Source organism: Ruania albidiflava DSM 18029 (assembly GCF_000421225.1).
GTDB classification, from domain to species: domain Bacteria; phylum Actinomycetota; class Actinomycetes; order Actinomycetales; family Beutenbergiaceae; genus Ruania; species Ruania albidiflava.
Map to the genome: position 1 here is coordinate 274882 of NZ_ATWL01000003.1, position 19242 is coordinate 294123.

17 protein-coding genes are annotated in these 19242 nt (G+C 70.4%); 16 read left to right on the plus strand and 1 reads right to left on the minus strand.

What is annotated here, in order from left to right:
* Window positions 1–65 precede the first annotated feature (65 nt).
* The 3 genes from K338_RS0105540 to K338_RS20735 all read left to right on the plus strand — a co-directional run bounded on the left by K338_RS0105540 (window position 66) and on the right by K338_RS20735 (window position 4192).
* Window positions 66–1013 carry an o-succinylbenzoate synthase gene (locus K338_RS0105540; protein ID WP_022917187.1) on the plus strand — a complete coding sequence of 316 codons (948 nt, stop codon included), beginning with the start codon at window positions 66–68 and terminating at the stop codon, window positions 1011–1013.
* Window positions 1010–2671: a 2-succinyl-5-enolpyruvyl-6-hydroxy-3-cyclohexene-1-carboxylic-acid synthase gene (gene menD / locus K338_RS20730; RefSeq protein WP_022917188.1), complete on the plus strand. Its 1662-nt coding sequence runs from the start codon at window positions 1010–1012 to the stop codon at window positions 2669–2671. Before K338_RS0105540 ends, menD begins: the two co-directional genes overlap by 4 nt.
* 84 nt (window positions 2672–2755) lie before the next feature.
* Window positions 2756–4192 carry a S1C family serine protease gene (locus K338_RS20735; protein ID WP_245542896.1) on the plus strand — a complete coding sequence of 479 codons (1437 nt, stop codon included), beginning with the start codon at window positions 2756–2758 and terminating at the stop codon, window positions 4190–4192.
* Between the two features lie 92 nt (window positions 4193–4284).
* Here the strand turns inward: K338_RS20735 and K338_RS0105555 are convergent, their stop codons facing one another.
* Window positions 4285–5583, minus strand: coding sequence for an isochorismate synthase (locus K338_RS0105555; protein ID WP_022917189.1), 1299 nt, complete (start codon window positions 5581–5583; stop codon window positions 4285–4287).
* 155 nt (window positions 5584–5738) lie between these two features.
* Between K338_RS0105555 and K338_RS20740 the strand changes: the two genes are divergently transcribed.
* From K338_RS20740 to nuoK, 13 genes are all read left to right on the plus strand, one after another.
* Entirely contained in the window at window positions 5739–6488 is a 750-nt protein-coding gene (locus K338_RS20740; RefSeq protein WP_022917190.1) for a demethylmenaquinone methyltransferase, read from the plus strand.
* Window positions 6489–6675: 187 nt separating this feature from the next.
* Window positions 6676–7989, plus strand: a complete 1314-nt coding sequence (locus K338_RS0105565; RefSeq protein ID WP_022917191.1) for a geranylgeranyl reductase family protein — start codon at window positions 6676–6678, stop codon at window positions 7987–7989.
* Between the two features lie 79 nt (window positions 7990–8068).
* A complete protein-coding gene (locus K338_RS0105570) occupies window positions 8069–8431 on the plus strand; it encodes an NADH-quinone oxidoreductase subunit A (RefSeq protein WP_022917192.1) in 363 nt (120 codons plus the stop codon).
* Between the two features lie 15 nt (window positions 8432–8446).
* Entirely contained in the window at window positions 8447–9004 is a 558-nt protein-coding gene (locus K338_RS0105575; protein WP_022917193.1) for an NADH-quinone oxidoreductase subunit B, read from the plus strand.
* On the plus strand, window positions 9001–9738 hold the full coding sequence (locus K338_RS0105580) for an NADH-quinone oxidoreductase subunit C (RefSeq protein ID WP_022917194.1): 738 nt from the start codon (window positions 9001–9003) through the stop codon (window positions 9736–9738). The genes K338_RS0105575 and K338_RS0105580 overlap by 4 nt, the downstream gene beginning before the upstream one ends.
* A complete protein-coding gene (locus K338_RS0105585; RefSeq protein ID WP_022917195.1) occupies window positions 9738–11096 on the plus strand; it encodes an NADH-quinone oxidoreductase subunit D in 1359 nt (452 codons plus the stop codon). The genes K338_RS0105580 and K338_RS0105585 overlap by 1 nt, the downstream gene beginning before the upstream one ends.
* Window positions 11096–11971, plus strand: a complete 876-nt coding sequence (nuoE, locus tag K338_RS20745) for an NADH-quinone oxidoreductase subunit NuoE (RefSeq protein ID WP_022917196.1) — start codon at window positions 11096–11098, stop codon at window positions 11969–11971. Before K338_RS0105585 ends, nuoE begins: the two co-directional genes overlap by 1 nt.
* Window positions 11968–13272 carry an NADH-quinone oxidoreductase subunit NuoF gene (nuoF, locus tag K338_RS0105595; protein ID WP_022917197.1) on the plus strand — a complete coding sequence of 435 codons (1305 nt, stop codon included), beginning with the start codon at window positions 11968–11970 and terminating at the stop codon, window positions 13270–13272. The genes nuoE and nuoF overlap by 4 nt, the downstream gene beginning before the upstream one ends.
* Window positions 13269–15902, plus strand: coding sequence for an NADH-quinone oxidoreductase subunit G (locus K338_RS0105600; RefSeq protein WP_022917198.1), 2634 nt, complete (start codon window positions 13269–13271; stop codon window positions 15900–15902). The genes nuoF and K338_RS0105600 overlap by 4 nt, the downstream gene beginning before the upstream one ends.
* Complete coding sequence (nuoH, locus tag K338_RS0105605) at window positions 15899–17266, plus strand: NADH-quinone oxidoreductase subunit NuoH (protein WP_022917199.1); 1368 nt, start codon at window positions 15899–15901, stop codon at window positions 17264–17266. Before K338_RS0105600 ends, nuoH begins: the two co-directional genes overlap by 4 nt.
* Window positions 17259–17996 (plus strand): NADH-quinone oxidoreductase subunit NuoI, encoded by a 738-nt coding sequence (nuoI, locus tag K338_RS0105610; protein WP_022917200.1) that lies wholly within the window; start codon window positions 17259–17261, stop codon window positions 17994–17996. Before nuoH ends, nuoI begins: the two co-directional genes overlap by 8 nt.
* Complete coding sequence (locus K338_RS20750) at window positions 17993–18943, plus strand: NADH-quinone oxidoreductase subunit J (RefSeq protein WP_022917201.1); 951 nt, start codon at window positions 17993–17995, stop codon at window positions 18941–18943. The genes nuoI and K338_RS20750 overlap by 4 nt, the downstream gene beginning before the upstream one ends.
* Entirely contained in the window at window positions 18940–19239 is a 300-nt protein-coding gene (gene nuoK / locus K338_RS0105620) for an NADH-quinone oxidoreductase subunit NuoK (RefSeq protein WP_022917202.1), read from the plus strand. The genes K338_RS20750 and nuoK overlap by 4 nt, the downstream gene beginning before the upstream one ends.
* Window positions 19240–19242: the final 3 nt, after the last annotated feature.

Consider the following 19242-nt stretch of genomic DNA (forward strand, 5'->3'; position numbering starts at 1 on the left):
CTCGGCGATATGGCGAGCTCGTGCCCTATGACCGTCGTTCGCACGGCCCGCCTATCCTGAGTGTCGTGCGCACCGCCTGCTACGCCATCGACCTGCACACCCAGTTCCGCGGGCTGACCCGTCGCGACGGTCTGCTGATCCAGGGCGACGCCGGCTGGGGCGAGTTCTCCCCGTTCTGGGACTACGACGCGCCCACCTCCCGGCCCTGGCTGGCCGCCGCCCACGAGGCTGCAGAGCACGGTTTCCCCGATCCGGTACGCACCCGGATCCCGGTGAACGTCACTGTGCCGGCCACCACCCCGCAGCGCGCCTACGAGATCGTCACCGGCTCCGGCGGTTGCACCACCGCCAAGGTGAAGGTCGCCGAGCCGGGGCAGACGCTCGCCGAGGAGCAGGCACGACTGGAGGCGGTCCGCGCCGCCCTCGGTCCCGCCGGCAAGGTCCGCATCGACGCCAACGCCGCCTGGGACTACGAGACCGCCCGCACCCGGCTGCCGAGCCTGGACCGCGCCGCCGGCGGGCTGGAGTATGCCGAGCAGCCCTGCGCCGCAGTGGCCGACCTGGCCGCCCTGCGGCGGGCCACCGACGTGCCGATCGCCGCCGACGAGTCCATCCGCCGCGCAGCCGACCCCTACGAGGTAGCCCGCGCGGAGGCAGCCGACGTGGTCGTGGTCAAGGTCCAGCCGCTCGGTGGGGTGCGCCCCGCGCTGCGGGTCGCAGAGGACATCGGCCTGCCGGTCGTCGTCTCCTCGGCGCTGGAGACCTCGGTGGGCATCGCGGCCGGCCTGGCGCTGGCCGCCGCGCTGCCCACCCTGGAGCACGCCTGCGGCCTGGCCACAGTGCACCTGTTCACCGACGACGTCACCGACCAGCCGCTGCTCCCGGTCGGCGGAGCCATCGACGTGCGCCGCGCCGAGCCCACCCCGGAGCGGCTCGCCGCTACCGCCGCCGATCCACAGCTGGCCGCCCGCTGGCAGGCCCGGCTGAAGGCCGTGGCAGGATCGCAGCTGTGACCCTGACCGAGCAGAACCCGTCCACTGCGTGCGCCCGCGCGCTGGTCACCGCCCTGGTTGCCACCGGTGTGCGCGACGTGGTGCTCGCCCCCGGCTCGCGCAGCGCCCCGCTGGCCTACGCGCTGGCGGGGGCGGCCGGTGCTGGCTGGTTGCGCGTGCACGTGCGGGTGGACGAACGCAGCGCCGGCTTCGTCGCCCTCGGTCTGGCCCGGGACCGGCCCACTGCGGTGGTCACCACCTCCGGCACCGCTGTGGCCAACCTGCACCCTGCGGTGCTGGAGGCTGCGCACGCCCACCTGCCCCTCGTGGTCCTCACCGCGGACCGGCCGCACGGGCTGCGCGGTGTCGGCGCCAACCAGACGACCGACCAGGTGAAGATCTTCGGCGATGCGGTACGCGGCTGCTGGGAGGTGCCCACCGACCAGGGCGACGTCGACACCCTGGTGCGCTCCGCCGTCGTGCGGGCTGTGACGGCTGCGAACGGGACCCGCACCCGCAACCCCGGGCCGGTGCACCTGAACGTCGCCTTCGCCGACCCGCTCACGCCCGACGGCGAGTGGTCGCCCGGGCAGCGGCCGTCGCCGTGGCTGGACGTGCACCCGTCCCGGCCGGCTGTCGAGGTGGAGCTGCCTCGTGGGCCGCGCACCGTGGTGGTGGCCGGTGACGGCGCCCCCTCCGGGATCGCGGCCGTGACCGAGCGTTGGGGGTGGCCGGTGCTGGCCGAACCCAGCTCGGGGGTGCGGTCCAGCTCGTTCGCACTGGTCGCCGGGCGGGTGCTGCTGGGCGTCGAGGAGCTCGCCGGGCCGGTCGAGCGGGTGCTGGTGCTCGGCCGCCCGACGCTCAGTCGCAGCGTCAGCCGCCTGCTGGCACGCACCGACGTGCAGGTGGTGGCGCTCAGCGCGCACGCCGACTGGGCGGACGTGGCCGGTACTGCGTCGGTGGTCTGCGACCAGGTCATGGTTGCGGGGGAGCCCTCGGCGCAGGAGCAGCTGTGGTGGCTGCGGTGGGCGAGTGCGGCGGCCGCCGCCGACCGGGTGCTGAGCTCGGCCCGGGGCCTGGACGGTACGGCGGTGGCGAACCTGCTGCTCGGCACGGCAGAGTCCACGGTGGTGCTCGGTTCCTCGATGGCGGTGCGGCACGCGGACCTGACGGCGGGGGTCGGGGACGAGCTGGCTCCGGAGCTCGTGGTGGCCAACCGCGGGCTGGCGGGCATCGACGGCACCATCTCCACGGCCACTGGCCTGGCGCTGTCCGGCAGGCAGGTGCGGGCGCTGGTGGGGGACCTGACCTTCGTCCATGATGTGGGCGGTCTGGTCCGTGGCCGCCTGGAACCGGAGGTGGACCTGCAGGTGATCATGCTCGATGACGGTGGTGGCACCATCTTCGCCACCCTGGAGCACGGTCGCCCGGAGCACCAGGGGACCTTCGAGCGGTACTTCGCCACCCCGCAGCATCTGGACGTCGCAGCGCTCGCGGCAGGGTTCGGCGCCCGGTACGTGCGCATCGAGACGCTGTCGGACCTGGGTCGGGAGGTGTCCGGTCCGGTGCGAGGGCGCAGCGTGCTGCACGTGCGGCTCGACCCCCAGCAGGAGCGCGAGCGGGCGGTGCAGCTGGTCCGGCAGATGGAGACCGAGGTGCGCGCGGCGCTGCTGGACTGAGGTTCTCAGCCAGTTCCCAGCCACATCTCAGCGACTGGGCAGGTCTGCGTCGTTCTATGGATCCATCACGACATGGAGGATCCGATGACCAGCAACGACAAGCAGCAACCCACCGGAGGTGCGCCCACCTACTCCTGGACCGCTCCCGACTCCTTCTCCGGCCACCCCGGCGGATACCAGCCCGCCGGCCAGGGGCACCCGGGCGGCTACCAGCACCCTGGTGAGGCGCACCCGGGCGAGTCCCAGTCCGGCCGACCCCAGCCCGGCCAGCCGCAGCCCGACTATCGCACGGCCGGTGGGCACGGCTACTCCCAGCAGGATGGTGGCCCGGGCGGCCCCGGCGGCCCCGGCGGCCCCGGCGGCCCCGGCGGCCCCGGCCAGGGCCCGCACGGACCGCAGCACCCGGGCTCGTCCGGGCGCAACCGCAAGGGTGGCAAGCCCTGGCTGATGGTCGGCACCGCCGCAGTGCTCGCCGCGGTCCTGGCCAGCGGTGGCACTGCCCTGGTGATGCACGACCAGGCATCCGACGGCAGCAGCGAGGCCCTCGTCCAGGTGCCTTCCAGCAGCACGAACGTGGCCAGCAGCTCCGACGGCAGCCCGGACTGGGAGGCCGTCTCCAGTGCCGTGCGTCCCTCGGTGGTCGCCATCGACGTGGCCACCCAGCGTGGGGCGGCAGCAGGGTCCGGGGTGATCCTCGACGCCGACAACGCCTACATCCTCACCAACAACCACGTGGTCGACGGCGCGCAGCAGATCGCCGTCGCGCTCTACGACGGGCGGATGTTCGAGGCGAACGTCGTCGGCACCGACCCGGCCACCGACCTGGCCGTGCTGCAGCTGACCGACCCGCCGGACGACCTGCAGGCCGCCACCCTGGGCACCTCGGACGGCCTGAAGGTGGGGCAGTCGGTGATGGCGGTAGGCAACCCGCTCGGGCTCAGCTCCACGGTGACCACCGGCATCATCTCCGCCCTGGACCGCCCGGTGGCCGCCAGCGACCAGTTCAGCCGTGAGCAGGTGGTCACCAACGCCATCCAGATCGATGCGGCCATCAACCCCGGCAACTCCGGTGGTCCGCTGTTCGACTCGTCCGGGCACGTCATCGGGATCACCTCCTCGATCGCCTCCACCGGGCAGAACTCCGGCAGCATCGGTCTGGGCTTCGCGATCCCGGTCGACCTGGCCACCACCATCGCCGACCAGCTCATCCAGAACGGTTCCGCCGAGCACGCCTACCTGGGCGTCAGGCTCACCGACGGCACCGCGAAGGTGGGTGACGCCACCCGGGTCGGCGCCGAGGTGCACCAGGTGATGGCAGACACCCCGGCCGCCGAGGCCGGGCTGCAGCAAGGGGACGTGATCATCAAGATCGACGACCACACCGTCGGCGGCGCGGAGTCGCTCACTGGCTACGTGCGCACCTACTCCTCCGGCGACCAGGTCACTCTGACCGTGGTCCGGGACGGGCAGGAGCAGGAGATCACCGCCACCCTGGCCACCCGGGAGGACGTCGCGTCCTGACCCCCTGGTCGCGAACGCTCCCCTTCGCGGCGTGAATCGTCACAACCGCCGCGAAGGGGAGCGTTCGCGACCAGTCGGGGAGAGGGGCGGGGTCAGCGGTCCAGCGCGGAGCGCATCGGCGCCAGCTTCGCCACCGACTCGGCCAGCTCGTCCGCAGGGTCGGAGGCCGCCACGATCCCGCAGCCGGCGAACAGGCGGAGCCCGGTACCGGTGGCATCCACCTGCGCCGAGCGCAGCGCGATCCCCCACTCACCGTCCCCGTCGGCGCCCAGCCAGCCCACCGGCCCGGCGTACCGGCCCCGGTCCATACCCTCCCGCTCGGCGATCACCTCGGCCGCCAGCTCGGTGGGTGTGCCGCACACCGCAGCGGTCGGGTGCAGCTCGGCGGCCACCTGCAGCGAGGACATGTCGGCATGCTCGGTGGCCAGCACTGCGGTCACGTCGGTGGCCAGGTGCATCACGTTCGGCAGGTGCAGCACGAACGGGGCGTCCGAGGCGTTCGTGCTCGCTGCGTAGGGCGCCAGCGACGCGGTGAGCGAGTCGACGGCGAACTCGTGCTCCTCCAGGTCCTTCGAGGACCGGGCCAGCGAGGCGGCCCGGGCCAGGTCGGCCTCGTCGTCACCGGTGCGCTGGATGGTGCCGGCCAGCACCCGGGAGGAGATCAGGCCGCGTTCGCGCCGTACCAGCAGCTCCGGGGTCGCCCCTACCAACGCGTCGACGGCGAAGGTCCAGCAGGAGGGGTAGTCACCCGCCAGGTTCTTCAGCAGGCGGCGCACGTCCACCGGCGCACTGGTGCGGGCACACACGTCCCGCGCCATCACCACCTTGGCCACGGCGCCGGTGCGGATCAGGTCCACCACCCCGGCTACCGCATCTCGCCAGTGTGCCTCGTCCCGCGCACCGGCGAGGTAGTCGGCAGCCACCGGCGGCAGCAGCGGTCGCCGTGCGGAGCGCAGCGCGGTCGGGGAGGGGACCGGCGCCAGCTCGGCAGCGGAGACGACTGTGGTCACCCACGCCTGCTGCCCGCGGCGGCCGACCACCACCTCCGGCACCACCAGGGAGCCGCCGGTGGGGGAGTCGGCAGCGAAGGAGAACGATCCGAACGCCACCGGACCGGTGCCGGGCGCCTGCACCTCGTCGCGAACCACCATCCGGCCGGCCAGGTCGCGCCAGCGGGCGTCCGCCTCGGCGAACCGACCCGGCCCGGAGGTGTCGATCCGGGCAGCCTCGCCCCAGCCGACGATCCCCTCACCGCGGCGCACCCAGGCCATCGCCTCCTGTGGCTGCGGTCCGGGCAGCAGGTCTAGCAGCTCCCCCACCGCTTCGGTGGGGACGGCTACGGTCCGCGCGAGCAAGGTCGCACGTGTCGGCGCAGCGGCAGCGTCAGTCATCAAGGTCAGGATATGCCGCCGGCTCCTGCGGTACCGGCCGCCCCACGTGATGCGCCCCACTTTCTCCCGCCCCTCGCGGGTCGTCATGCCAGCCGTGCGCCATAGCGCACCGGTGGCATGACGACCCGCAGGGTCGATAGGGGATGATGGGGCACATGTCACGAGCCAGCCTGGCCAAGGACCCGCGCGAGGTAGCGGGCATGTTCGACGGTGTCGCCGCCGGCTACGACCGCACCAACGACGTACTCACCATGGGTATCGACCGGCTCTGGCGGCGGGCCACGGTGGCCGCGGTCGAGGCCCGGCCCGGGATGCGGGTGCTCGACCTGGCAGCCGGCACCGGCACCTCCAGCGAGGTGTATGCCGATGCCGGTGTCGAGGTGGTGCCCTGCGACTTCTCCGCCGGCATGGTTGCCGTCGGCAAGCGCCGGCGCCCGGACCTGCCGTTCGTCGTCGGGGATGCGATGGCGTTGCCGTTCGCCGACGACTGCTTCGACGTGGTCACCATCTCCTTCGGACTGCGCAACGTCGTGGACACGACGGCGGGTCTGGCCGAGATGTTCCGCGTCACCCGCCCCGGTGGTCGGGTCGTGGTGTGCGAGTTCTCCCGCCCGCCGAACCGGCTCTGGGCCACCGCCTACGGGCTCTACCGCGACTACGTGCTGCCGCAGGTGGCCCGCCTGGTCTCCTCCAACACCGACGCCTACTCCTACCTGTCGGAGTCGATCGTCGACTGGCCGGACCAGCGCGAGCTGGCCGGTCTGATGCACCAGGCCGGCTGGCGGTCGGTGGCGTTCCGGAACCTCACCGGCGGCATCGTCGCCCTGCACCGCGGCAGCAAACCGGCTCAGCGTCCCAGCGTGCGGAACCAGCGATTCCCACAGGGTGGGCGCACCGGTAATTAGCGCACACGCCAGTCGCATAAAAGCGGCGGATTTTCGCGGGATCCCCGGGCTCGGTCGTGGTCTCAGCAGGTGCGATCAACGGGTAGCCTAGGCACCGAGGACCGATCCGCGGCGGCAGGTCGGCGCTTTGGCGCGAGCACTTCCGCAACTAGGGTCGCGGGTGTCGGTCACGACAGAGGACGAGAGAGTGGAACGGGTGGTAGGCGTGCGCAGCAGCCACGATGACGCGGACGTCATCGTCGTTGGCGCAGGTCCTGCCGGTTCGGCCGCCGCGCACTACCTGGCGCTCGCCGGTCTGGACGTGCTGCTGCTGGAGAAGGCCACGTTCCCGCGAGACAAGGTCTGCGGTGACGGACTGACCCCGCGCGCCGTCTCCGAGCTGGTCCGGATGGGGGTGCCCACCCGCGCAGAGGACGGTTGGATCCGCAACCGCGGCCTGCGGGTGATCGGTGGCGGACACACCCTCCACCTGCCCTGGCCGCAGATCGAGCGCTATCCCGACTACGGGATGGCCCGCGCCCGCGGCGACCTGGACGAGCTGCTCGCCCAGCACGCCCGGTCCTCCGGTGCCAAGCTGCGCGAGGCAGTGTCGGTGACCGCTCCGGTGCTGCACGAGCGCACCGGTCGGGTGATCGGCGTGACCGCGCGGCAGGTGACCGCCACGGGCCGACGTACCGACGCCGAGCCCATGACGTTCCACGCGCCGGTGGTGATCGACGCCGGTGGTGTCTCCGCCCGGATGGCCACAGCACTCGGTCTGGCCAAGCGCGACGACCGCCCGATGGGGGTGGCGGTGCGCACCTACTTCCGCACCCCGCGGCACGACGACGAGTGGATGGAGTCCCAGCTCGAGCTGTGGGCCGGGGAGCCGGGCAAGTCTGAGCTGCTACCCGGGTACGGCTGGATCTTCGCCCTCGGCGACGGCCGTGCGAACGTGGGCCTGGGCTCGGTCAGCTCCACCGCCAAGGCCACCCAGCTGGACTACAAGAGCCTGCTCGCCGCCTGGATGCGCAACGCCCCGCCGGAGTGGGAGTTCACCCCGGAGAACCAGGAGGGTCCGGTGCGCGGTGCCGCGCTGCCGATGGGGTTCAACCGGACCCCGCTGTACACCCGCGGGCTGCTGCTGGTGGGCGACGCCGGCGGGATGGTCTCGCCGTTCAACGGGGAAGGTATCGCCTACGCGCTGCAGGCCGGGCGGATCGCTGCCGACGTGGTCGCCCAGGCCTTCGCCCGCACCACAGCGGCCGCCCGGGAACGCACGCTGGCGACCTACCCGCAGCGGATGCGTGACGACCTCGGCGGCTACTTCACGCTGGGCCGGCAGTTCGTGAAGCTCATCGAGCAGCCTGAGGTGATGCGGCTGTGCACCAAGTATGGTCTGCCTCGGCCGCTGCTGATGAAGTTCGTGCTCAAGCTGCTGTCCGACTCCTACGACATCCGCGGCGGTGACCTCACCGACCGGGTGATCACCACGCTGACCAGAATCGCACCTGCCGCATGAGACGAACCGCCTGCCTCGGCGCCGGCAGCGCGCCCACCACCAGCACCGACAGTGCTTGCTGTGTTCGGAGGAACGAACGATGACCAACCCTTATGTGCCCCTGCTGATCATGGGTGGGCTCGCCCTGCTGATGGGCATCGGCGGACTGGCCTCCAGCACGATCATCGGCCCACAGCGGTACAACAAGGTGAAGGTGGATGCCTACGAGTGCGGCATCCAGCCCTCCCCGCACGCCAGCGGCTCGGGCAAGTTCCCGGTGAAGTACTACCTGGTGGCGATGACCTTCATCATCTTCGACATCGAGGTGGTGTTCCTCTACCCGTGGGCGGTGGCCTTCTCCGAGCTGGCCGTGTTCGGACTGGTGGCGATGGTCACCTTCCTGGTGCTGATCACCGTGCCGTTCGTGTACGAGTGGCGCCGCGGCGGCCTGGACTGGAACTGAGAGAGGAGAGGCGAGATGGGACTCGAGGACAAGATTCCCGGCGACTTCATGCTGGGAAAGGTTGAGGACATCGTCGGCTGGGCCCGTTCCTCCTCGATGTGGCCGGTGACCTTCGGGCTGGCTTGCTGCGCGATCGAGATGATGGCCGTGGGTACCTCCCGGTTCGACATCTCCCGGTTCGGGATGGAGGTGTTCCGTGCCTCTCCGCGCCAGGCGGACCTGCTGATCGTCTCCGGTCGGCTCAGCCACAAGATGGCCCCGGTGATGCGCACTGTCTACGACCAGATGTCCGAGCCGAAGTGGGTCATCTCGATGGGCGTGTGCGCCTCCTCCGGCGGCATGTTCAACAACTACGCCATCGTGCAGGGTGTGGACCACGTGGTGCCGGTGGACATCTACCTCCCCGGCTGCCCACCGCGCCCGGAGATGCTGATCAACGCGATCCTGGAGCTGCACGAGCAGGTGGTCAAGAAGACCCCGCTGGGCGCCAACCGGGACAAGGTGCGCCGCGAGGTGGAGGCCGCTGCACTGGCAGCCACCCCCACCCACCAGATGAAGGGACTCCTGGCGTGACCTCCAGCGAAGAGAACCTTCCCGCCGAGCAGCAGACCGCCTCCCAGGAGGTGGCACCGGCCGGGCGCGCCCCCCTCGACGTCATCTCCGTGCGCGAAGGCATGTTCGGCGTGCACGGCTCCGGCGACACCTCCGGGTACGGCGGCCTGGAACGCGTGGTCTCCATGCCCGGTGCCAGCCCACGCCCCTACGGCAGCTACTTCGACGAGATCGTCGACGTGCTCACCGAGGTGCTCGCCGAGGCCGGGGTGGACTTCGACGACGCCGTGGAGAAGGTCGTGGTCTACCGCGACGAGCTCAGCCTGTACGTGGTGCCCGAGCACCTGCCGCTGGTGGCCCGTTCGCTGCGCGACGACCAGGACCTGCGGTTCGAGCTGTGCCTGGGCGTCAGCGGGGTGCACTACCCGGAGGACACCGGTCGGGAGCTGCACGCCGTCTACCCGCTGTACTCGGTGACGCACAACCGCAACGTGCGTCTGGAGGTCGCCGTCCCGGACGCTGACCCGCACATCCCGAGCGTCATCGACATCTACCCGGCCAACGACTGGCACGAGCGCGAGACCTGGGACTTCTTCGGCATCATCTTCGACGGCCACCCCTCGCTGGCCCGGATCCAGATGCCGGACGACTGGCCCGGCCACCCACAGCGGAAGGACTACCCGCTGGGCGGCGTGCCGGTGGAGTACAAGGGCGCGACCGTACCCGCGCCCGACGAGCGGAGGGCCTACAACTGATGGCTGCACCCACCACAGGACCCAGCGCGACCGCACCGATCGGCGACACCGGCGGGGCACGCGAGTACGTCGCCACCGGCGCCGACTGGGACGAGATCGCCGAGGACGCCCACGCGCACGCCGACGAGCGGATCGTCGTCAACATGGGCCCGCAGCATCCGTCCACGCACGGCGTGCTGCGCCTGGTGCTGGAGATCGACGGCGAGACGGTCACCGAGACCCGTGCCGGTATCGGCTTCCTGCACACCGGCATCGAGAAGAACATGGAGTACCGCACCTGGACCCAGGGCGTGTCCTTCTGCACCCGGATGGACTACCTGGCGCCGCTCTTCCAGGAAGCCGCCTACTGCCTGGCCACCGAGAAGCTCCTCGGCATCACCGAGGACGTGCCGGAGCGGGCCACGTTGATCCGGGTGCTGATGATGGAGCTGAACCGCATCGGATCCCACCTGGTGGCGATCGGCACCGGGGGCAACGAGCTCGGTGCCACCACGGTGATGACGATCGGTTTCACCGGCCGGGAGGAGATCCTGCGGATCTTCGAGGCGATCACCGGCCTGCGGATGAACCACGAGTACATCCGGCCCGGTGGGGTGGTCACCGACCTGCCTGCCGGGTGCACGCAGATGGTGCGGGACGCGATCCCGAAGATCCGCCACCGGATCAGCCAGCTGGAGAAGATCCTGCTGAAGAACCCGATCTTCGTCGGCCGACTCAAGGGTGTGGGCTACCTGCCGCTGGCCGGTGCGATGGCGCTCGGCGCCGCCGGGCCGATCCTGCGTTCCGCCGGGATGCCGTTCGACCTGCGCCGCGCTCAGCCGTACTGCGGCTACGAGAACTACGACTTCGAGGTACCCACCTCCACGGACGCCGACGCGTTCGCCCGGGTAGAGATCCGGTTCAAGGAGATGCGCGAGTCGCTGAAGATCGTGCAGCAGGTGCTGGACCGGCTGGAAGCACAGGACCGCAAGGGCAAGCAACCGGTGATGGTCGCGGACAAGCGGATCGCCTGGCCCGCCCAGCTCTCCGTCGGTAGCGATGGTCAGGGCAACTCCTTGGAGCACATCCGCAAGATCATGAACAACTCGATGGAAGCTCTGATCCACCACTTCAAGCTGGTGACCGAGGGCTTCAAGGTCCCGGCCGGGCAGGTCTACCAGCAGGTGGAGCACCCGAAGGGGCCGCTCGGGGTGCACCTGGTCTCCGCTGGCGGTACGCGGCCCTACCGGGCGCACTTCCGGGACCCGTCGTTCAACAACCTGCAGACCGTCGGCATGATGTGCGAAGGCGGCACGATCGCGGACGTGGTGGTCGCCGTGGCCTCCATCGACCCGGTGATGGGAGGAGTGGACCGCTGATGACGACCCCACCGAGCAGGCCCGGCAGTGCGGTGCACGATGCGCGCGCCGCCCGGCACTCCTACTCCGCGGAGGTGCTCGAGCGGCTGAGTGCCGACGCCGAGCAGATCCTGGCCAAGTACCCGGAAGCACGCTCCGCGCTGCTGCCGCTGCTGCACCTGGTGCAGTCCGAGGACGGCTACGTCTCCCCGGCAGGTATCGCCTTCTGTGCTGACGTGCTGGACCTGTCCCGCGCCTCGGTGTCCGCTGTGGCCACCTTCTACAGCCAGTACAAGCGGCACCCGAACGGTGAGTACACCGTCGGTGTGTGCACGAACACCCTCTGTGCGGTGATGGGCGGGGATGCCATCTTCGACCGGCTCTCCGACCACCTCGGCGTGGGCCACGACGAGACCACCGACGACGGGAAGATCACCCTGGAGCGGCTGGAGTGCAACGCCGCGTGCGACTACGCACCGGTGATGATGATCAACTGGGAGTTCTTCGACAACCAGACCCCCGGCTCCGCCGTGGAGACCGTGGAGAAGCTGCTCGCCGGTGAGCCGGTCAAGCCCACCCGCGGGGCAGACTCGGTCGCCACCTTCAAGGAGGTCTCCCGGGTGCTGGCCGGCTTCGACGACGGCCGCGCGGACGAGGGCGAGGCCGCCGGGCCGGCGACGCTGGTCGGGTTGGAGCTCGCCCGGAAGAACGACTGGCGGGCCCCTGCAGGGCGCACCGAGCAGGCCGCTGAGCACGAGGCGGGCACCGAACCGGTGGGGGACACGGGCTCCAGCGCGGAACGTAAACCGCAGGCCCCGGCGGACACCTCGCCGTCCGGCCCCACTGCTGGTGACGACTCCGATGCGAAGGGTTCAGGCAAGGAGGGATCGGCATGACCACCCTGACACCGGTGCTGAGCGACCTGTGGGATGCCCCGCGGTCGTGGAAGCTCGAGGCCTACCAGGACGCCGGCGGCTACCAGGCGCTGCGTACCGCGCTGAGCATGGAGACCGCCGACCTGGTGACCATGGTGAAGGACTCCGGGCTGCGCGGCCGAGGCGGTGCAGGCTTCCCCACCGGGCTGAAGTGGAGCTTCCTGCCACCACCGGACGGCGGTCCTCGGTACCTGGTGGTGAACGCCGACGAGTCCGAGCCGGGCACCTGCAAGGACGTGCCCCTGATGATGGCCAACCCGCACGTGCTGCTCGAGGGTGTGATCATCACCTCGATGGCGATCGGTTGCCACCGGGCGTTCATCTACATCCGCGGTGAGGTGGTGCACGTCTACCGTCGGCTGCTCGCAGCCGTCGAGGAGGCACGGGCCGCCGGATTCCTCGGCGAGAACATCCTCGGCTCCGGCTATGACCTGGAGGTCGTGGTGCACGCCGGTGCCGGCGCCTACATCTGCGGTGAGGAGACTGCACTGCTGGACTCCCTGGAGGGCCGCCGGGGCCAGCCGCGGCTGAAGCCGCCGTTCCCCGCAGTGGCCGGTCTGTACTCCCGCCCCACCGTGGTGAACAACGTGGAGACGATCGCCTCCGTGCCGCTGATCGTGGCCAACGGTGCCGACTGGTTCAACCACATGGGCACCGAACGCTCCAAGGGTCACGGGCTGTTCTCGCTGTCCGGGCACGTCGCCAAGCCGGGCCAGTACGAGGCCCCGCTGGGCATCACCTTCCGCGAGCTGCTGGACATGGCCGGCGGTATCCGGGACGGGCACCGGCTGAAGTTCTGGACTCCCGGCGGGTCCTCCACCCCGATCCTCACCGACGAGCACCTCGACCTGGTGCTCGACTACGAGTCCGTCGGTGCTGCCGGGTCGATGCTCGGCACCCGCGCCCTGCAGGTCTTCGACGAGACCACCTCGGTGGTGCGCTGCGTGTCCCGGTGGAACGACTTCTACCAGCACGAGTCGTGCGGCAAGTGCACACCGTGCCGAGAGGGCACCTACTGGATGAAGGAGATCCTGCACCGGCTCGAGGCCGGCAAGGGCACCGAAGGTGACATCGACCTGCTGCTGGACGTCGCCGACAACATCGACGGCCGCTCCTTCTGTGCCCTGGGCGACGCCTCTGCACAGCCGGTGAAGAGCGGGATCGCCTATTTCCGTGAAGAGTTCGAGCAGGGTCTGCACACCCCGGCCTGGGAGCTCTTCCCCTACGAAGCCAACGCGCTGTACTCCGGAGTTGCGTCATGACCGCCCCGTCCGAGCAGAAGTCCCCGGCCCCGGTGGAAGAGGTCACCCTCACCATCGACGGCGTCGAGGTCAGCGTGCCCAAGGGCACCCTGGTGATCCGTGCCGCAGAACGGGTGGGCATCGAGATCCCCCGGTTCTGCGACCACCCGCTGCTCAAGCCCGCCGGCGCCTGCCGGCAGTGCCTGGTGGAGGTGTCCGCCCCCGACCGGGAGGGCAACGTGCGGCCGATGCCCAAGCCGCAGACTTCCTGCACGCTGGAAGCCACGCCCGGGATGCAGGTGAGCACCCAGAACACCTCCCCGGTGGCGGAGAAGGCCCAGCGTGGCCAGATCGAGTTCCTGCTGGTGAACCACCCGCTGGACTGCCCGGTCTGCGACAAGGGCGGGGAGTGCCCGCTGCAGAACCAGGCGCTCGACCACGGGTCGAACACCTCACGGTTCACCGGGGTGAAGCGCACCTTCCCGAAGCCGATCAAGATCTCCTCGCAGATCATGCTGGACCGGGACCGGTGCATCCTGTGCCAGCGCTGCACCCGGTTCCAGGACGAGATCGCTGGCGACCCGTTCATCGACCTGCAGGGCCGTGGCGGCGGCACCCCCGGCTACGAGGTGCACGGTCTGCACGCCCAGCAGATCGGCCGCTTCGACGAGGCCATCCTGGACTACGTCGGCGGTGAGACGGTCACCGACGACGACTCCGTCGGTCCGATGGGTGAGCCCGCCCTGGTCTCGGCGACCGCGGGCAACGCCGGCACGGTCGGTCCCGCCGCGGTGGACGCCTCCGGACGCCCGTTCGCGTCCTACTTCTCCGGCAACACCATCCAGATCTGCCCGGTGGGCGCGCTCACCTCGGCCAGCTACCGGTTCCGGTCCCGCCCGTTCGACCTGGTCTCCAGCCCCGCGATCGCCGAGCACGATGCGTGTGGCGCCGCGATCCGGGTGGACCACCGGCGCGGCGTCGTGCTGCGCCGGCTCGCCGGCGACGACCCGGCAGTGAACGAGGAGTGGATCACCGACAAGGACCGGTTCGCCTTCCCCTGGCAGAGCGCACCGGACGTGCTCACCAGCCCGCTGGTGCGGGACGAGGAGACCGGTGAGCTGGTTCCCACCAGCTGGTCCGAGGCCGTGCACCTGGCCGCCCAGCTCTTGACCGGCGCCACCGGCGGGGTCGGCGCGCTGCCCGGCGGACGGCTGACCGTCGAGGACGCCTACGCCTGGTCGAAGTTCGCCCGCGTGGTGCTCGGCACCAACGACATCGACTTCCGCGCCCGGGCGCACTCTGCCGAGGAGTCCGACTTCCTCGCCCACCGGGTGGCCGGTGCCAGCATGGACGTCACCTACGGCGACCTGGAGCGCAGCCCGCAGGTGCTGCTCGTCGGCCTGGAGCCCGAGGAGGAAGCCGGCACGATCTTCCTGCGGTTGCGCAAGGGTGTGCTCGCCGGCCGGGTGAAGGTCGCCACGATCGCACCGATGGCCACCCGCGGCAGCACGAAGATGCGCGCCGAGGTGCTCCCGGTGGTCCCCGGTGGGGAGACCGAGGTGCTCACCGCACTGGCCGCCGGTGACAGTGAGCACACCCAGTACGCCGCGTTGGCGGAGGCGCTGCGCGGTGAGGGCGCCGTGATCCTCGCCGGTGAGCGTCTGGGCATGGTGCCCGGGGGGTACACCGCGCTGCTCAAGCTCGTCGAGGCCACCGGCGCCCGGCTCGCCTGGGTGCCGCGCCGCGCCGGTGATCGTGGAGCGGTGGAGGTCGGGCTGCTGCCCGGTCTGCTCCCCGGGGGGCGCCCGACGGCGGAGGCTCAGGCGCGTGTGGACGTCGCCGCGGTCTGGGGTGTCGACGAGCTCCCGGCTACGCCGGGACGCGACCACACCGAGATCCTCGCCGCGGCAGCGGACGGCACCCTGGGTGCGCTCCTGGTCGGTGGTATCGACCTGGAGGACCTGCCCGACCCCGCCCTGGCCGAACGCGCCCTGGCAGGCGTGGGCTCCGTCGTCCAGCTGGAGGTGCGCCGCTCCGCGGTGACCGAGCACGCTGACGTGGTGCTGCCGGTCGTCCCGCCGACCGGCAAGTCCGGCACCTTCCTGAACTGGGAGAGCCGGCCGCGCCCGTTCGAGACCGTGCTGGAGGGACCGGGCATGTCCGACGCCAAGGTGCTGGACATGGTCGCCGAGGCCGCCGGCACCGACCTGGGCACGAGGACAGTGACCGACACCTACGCCGAGCTGGCCGAGTTCCCCGGGTGGGACGGCCCTCGGCACGAGGCGCCCGCCGTCGAGGCCGCCCCCACCCCCGAGCTGGGTGCGGGACGTGCCGTGCTCGCCACCTGGCGGCTGATGCTGGACGCCGGCCGCGGTCAGGACGGTGAACCCCACCTGGCCGGCACCGCGCACCGTCCGGTGGCGATGCTCTCCGCCGCCACTGCCACCGGCATCGGCCTGCAGGCCGGGGGGAACGTGGTGCTCAGCACGGACACCGGGCGCCTGGAGCTGCCCGCCGTGCTGGCGGCGATGCCGGACGGTGTGGTGTGGGTGCCACAGCACTCGGTCGGCAGCTCGGTCTATCGCTCGCTCGGCGTCGGCGCGGGTGCTGTGGTGGCACTGGCCCCGGCTGATTCGGAGGTGCAGTCATGAACCCGCCCGTGCTGGCAGCCGGAGGAGGTGCGGACTTCTCCGCCGACACCATCGGCCTGGTGGTGATCAAGGCAGCGGTCATCCTGGTGTTCCTGCTGCTCTCGGTCCTGTTCGCGCTCTGGTTCGAGCGGCGCATCATCGGCCGGTTCCAGGAGCGGCTCGGCCCGAACGTGCGCGGCCCCTTCGGGTTGGTGCAGTCCATCCCGGACGCGCTGAAGCTGCTGCTCAAGGAAGACATCACGGTCAAGGCCGCGGACAAGCTGATCTACAAGCTGGCGCCGCTGATCTCGGTGTTCTGCGCGTTCATGATCTTCGCGATCATCCCGTTCGGGCCAGCAGTGCACATCCCCGGCACCGACATCATCACCCCGCTGCAGCTGACCGACCTGCCGGTGGCTGTGCTGTACATCCTGGCCGTCACCGGTCTGGGCGTGTACGGCATCGTGCTCGGTGGGTGGTCCGCCGGCTCCACCTACCCGCTGCTGGGTGCGGTGCGGTCCACGGCGCAGGTGCTCTCCTACGAGCTGTCGATGAGCCTCGCCCTGGTGTCCGTGCTGCTGGTCTCCGGGTCGATGTCCACCTCGGAGATCGTCGACGCCCAGACCGACCTGTGGTGGTCGATCGCGGTGCTGCCGGCGTTCATCATCTACGTGATCTCCATGCTGGGGGAGACGAACCGGCTGCCGTTCGACCTGCCGGAGGCCGAGGGCGAGCTGGTCGGTGGGTACAACACCGAGTACTCCTCGATGAAGTTCGCCTGGTTCTTCCTCGCCGAGTACATCAACATGCTGAACGCCTCGGCGATCGCCACCACCTTGTTCCTCGGCGGCTGGCGCGCCCCGTGGCCGCTCTCGGCGATCAACGGCGGCATGTTCAACGAGGGCTGGTGGCCCCTGCTGTGGTTCATGCTCAAGCTCTGGTTGGTGATGTTCTTCTTCGTGTGGGTCCGTGCCACGCTGCTGCGGTTCCGCTACGACCAGTTCATGCACCTGGGCTGGAAGGTGCTCATCCCGGTGGCTCTCGCCTGGGTGGTCGGCGTCGGTGTGATCCAGGGAGTGCGCCAGTTCACCGACATCAGCCTGCAGACCCTGTTGTTCACCCTGGCAGGTGTGCTGGTGGTGTTCGCGGTGGTGCTGCTGCTCATCCCGGAGAAGAAGGACACCGTCCCCGACGCCAAGCCCGGTAGCACGTCGGGCGCCAAGGGCAAGAGCACCGCCGAGGAGACCGAGCCGTTCGACGCCTTCGCCCACGGCTACCCGGTGCCTCCGCTGCCCGGGCAGTCGCTGCCGCCGTCGCCACGGCGCGCGAAGGTCACCGCACCGGCAGGGGCACCTGCCAGCGAGGAGGAGAACAACGATGGCTGACAAGCGAGGCCGCAAGGCCGGGAGCTCGTCATCACCGGCACCGGCGAAGAAGTCGTCCCAGGAGGTGGGCGCGAAGGGCGACTTCGACGTGGACGGCGACCTGGACAAGAATGCGATCGAGGAGTTCTTCGCCCCTGTCGCCGGGTTCGGTGTCACCATGGCGTCGCTGTTCTCACCGGTGGTGACCGAGCAGTACCCGTTCGAGAAGAAACCGACCGCACCGCGGTACCACGGCCGGCACCAGCTGAACCGGTACGCCGACGGGCTGGAGAAGTGCATCGGCTGCGAGCTGTGCGCCTGGGCCTGCCCGGCGGACGCGATCTACGTGGAGGCCGGGAACAACACCCCGGAGGCGCAGTACTCCCCGGGTGAGCGGTACGGGAAGGTGTACCAGATCAACTATCTGCGCTGCATCTTCTGCGGACTGTGCATCGAGGCCTGCCCCACCCGCGCGCTGACCATGACGAACGAGTACGAGCTCGCCGGCCAGACCCGCGCGGAGATGATCTTCGAGAAGGACGAGCTGCTCGCTCCGCTACGCTCGGGGATGCTCGCCGCGCCGCACCCGATGGTCGAGGGCACCAACGACGACGACTACTACCGCAACGAGGTCGATGGTCCCACCCCGACCCAGGTGGACTGGGTGCGTGAGCGCCGCCCGGAGGACCCGACTCTGGACGCGGCTGAGGCGGCTGCCCGCACCCGCGCCGAGCAGGGAGGAGAGCGATGACCGAGCAGCTGGTGATCTCCACCGGTGAGACGGTGCTGTTCTGGGTGCTCGCACCGTTGGCCGTGCTCGGTGCACTGTCCCTGCTGTTCGCACGCCGCGTGGTGCACATCGCGGTGAGCATCGCCGGGGTGATGGTGGCGCTGGCCATCCTGTACATCGCACTGGAGGCCCCGTTCCTGGGCATCGCCCAGATCGTGGTCTACACCGGTGCGGTGATGATGCTGTTCCTGTTCGTGATCATGCTGGTGGGTGTGGACTCGGTGGAGTCCCTGGCGGAGACGCTCACCGGGCAACGGTGGATCGCCGTGGTCGGTGGTGTGGGCCTGGTGGCGCTGATGATCGCGGTCGTCACCCGGGCCGCGTTCGCCGAACCGGTCGGGCTGGCCACGGTGAACGTCGACTCCAACCCCGTCGGTGTGGCGCACCTGATCTTCGGCGACTACATCTTCCCGTTCGAGCTCACTGCGGCGCTGCTGATCACCGCAGCCCTCGGCGCCCTCGTGCTCAGCCACCGGCGCCGGCTCGGGCGCAAGCTCGGGCAGAAGGAGACGGTCGAGGCGAAGCTGGCCGCTTTCGCCTCCGGTGCCGGGGCCACCAGCGTCGTCTCCGCCCCCGGACCCGGTGTGTACGCACGCACCAACTCCGCGGACATGCCCGCGATCGACGCCCAGGGCAAGACGCTGGACGCCTCGATCACCACAGTGCTGCGGGTCCGCGGACAGGTGCACGGCCAGGCGGACGCCACTGCGCAGACCACCCGTGCGGCCCGGATCGCCAGCGGTGCCCCGGTGATCGAGGCCGACCGGGAGGAGCAGCTCGGCACGAGCGCCCCCGCCGAGGTGAGCTCACCCGAGCAGGCGAGCCCCGCCGTCGACGGCCCGGAGGCCACCCCACCGGACGAACGACCCGGTGAGCCGAGCAAGACCGGTGAAGGAGACGAGCAGTGAGCCTGATCAACTACCTGGTGCTCTCCGGCATCCTGTTCAGCATCGGTGCGGTGGCCGTGCTGGTGCGGCGCAACGCCCTGGTGGCGTTCATGGGTGTGGAGCTGATGCTGAACGCCGCCAACCTCACCCTGGTCACCTTTGCCCGGATGCACGGTGACCTGCACGGGCAGGTGCTGGCGTTCTTCGTCATGGTCGTGGCGGCTGCGGAGGTCGTGATCGGGCTGGCGATCATCGTGTCCATCTTCCGAACACGCGGTTCGGCGTCGCTGGACGACGTCAACCTGCTGAAGAACTGACGG

What these genes read in the sequence shown, in the direction of transcription:
- K338_RS20735 (WP_245542896.1), top strand. Translation starts at nt 2,756, where the DNA reads ATGACCAGCAACGACAAGCAGCAACCCACCGGAGGTGCGCCCACCTAC.
- K338_RS0105555 (WP_022917189.1), bottom strand. Translation starts at nt 5,583, where the DNA reads ATGACTGACGCTGCCGCTGCGCCGACACGTGCGACCTTGCTCGCGCGG.
- K338_RS20740 (WP_022917190.1), top strand. Translation starts at nt 5,739, where the DNA reads ATGTCACGAGCCAGCCTGGCCAAGGACCCGCGCGAGGTAGCGGGCATG.
- K338_RS0105570 (WP_022917192.1), top strand. Translation starts at nt 8,069, where the DNA reads ATGACCAACCCTTATGTGCCCCTGCTGATCATGGGTGGGCTCGCCCTG.
- K338_RS0105575 (WP_022917193.1), top strand. Translation starts at nt 8,447, where the DNA reads ATGGGACTCGAGGACAAGATTCCCGGCGACTTCATGCTGGGAAAGGTT.
- K338_RS0105585 (WP_022917195.1), top strand. Translation starts at nt 9,738, where the DNA reads ATGGCTGCACCCACCACAGGACCCAGCGCGACCGCACCGATCGGCGAC.
- nuoE (WP_022917196.1), top strand. Translation starts at nt 11,096, where the DNA reads ATGACGACCCCACCGAGCAGGCCCGGCAGTGCGGTGCACGATGCGCGC.
- nuoF (WP_022917197.1), top strand. Translation starts at nt 11,968, where the DNA reads ATGACCACCCTGACACCGGTGCTGAGCGACCTGTGGGATGCCCCGCGG.
- K338_RS0105600 (WP_022917198.1), top strand. Translation starts at nt 13,269, where the DNA reads ATGACCGCCCCGTCCGAGCAGAAGTCCCCGGCCCCGGTGGAAGAGGTC.
- nuoH (WP_022917199.1), top strand. Translation starts at nt 15,899, where the DNA reads ATGAACCCGCCCGTGCTGGCAGCCGGAGGAGGTGCGGACTTCTCCGCC.
- nuoI (WP_022917200.1), top strand. Translation starts at nt 17,259, where the DNA reads ATGGCTGACAAGCGAGGCCGCAAGGCCGGGAGCTCGTCATCACCGGCA.
- K338_RS20750 (WP_022917201.1), top strand. Translation starts at nt 17,993, where the DNA reads ATGACCGAGCAGCTGGTGATCTCCACCGGTGAGACGGTGCTGTTCTGG.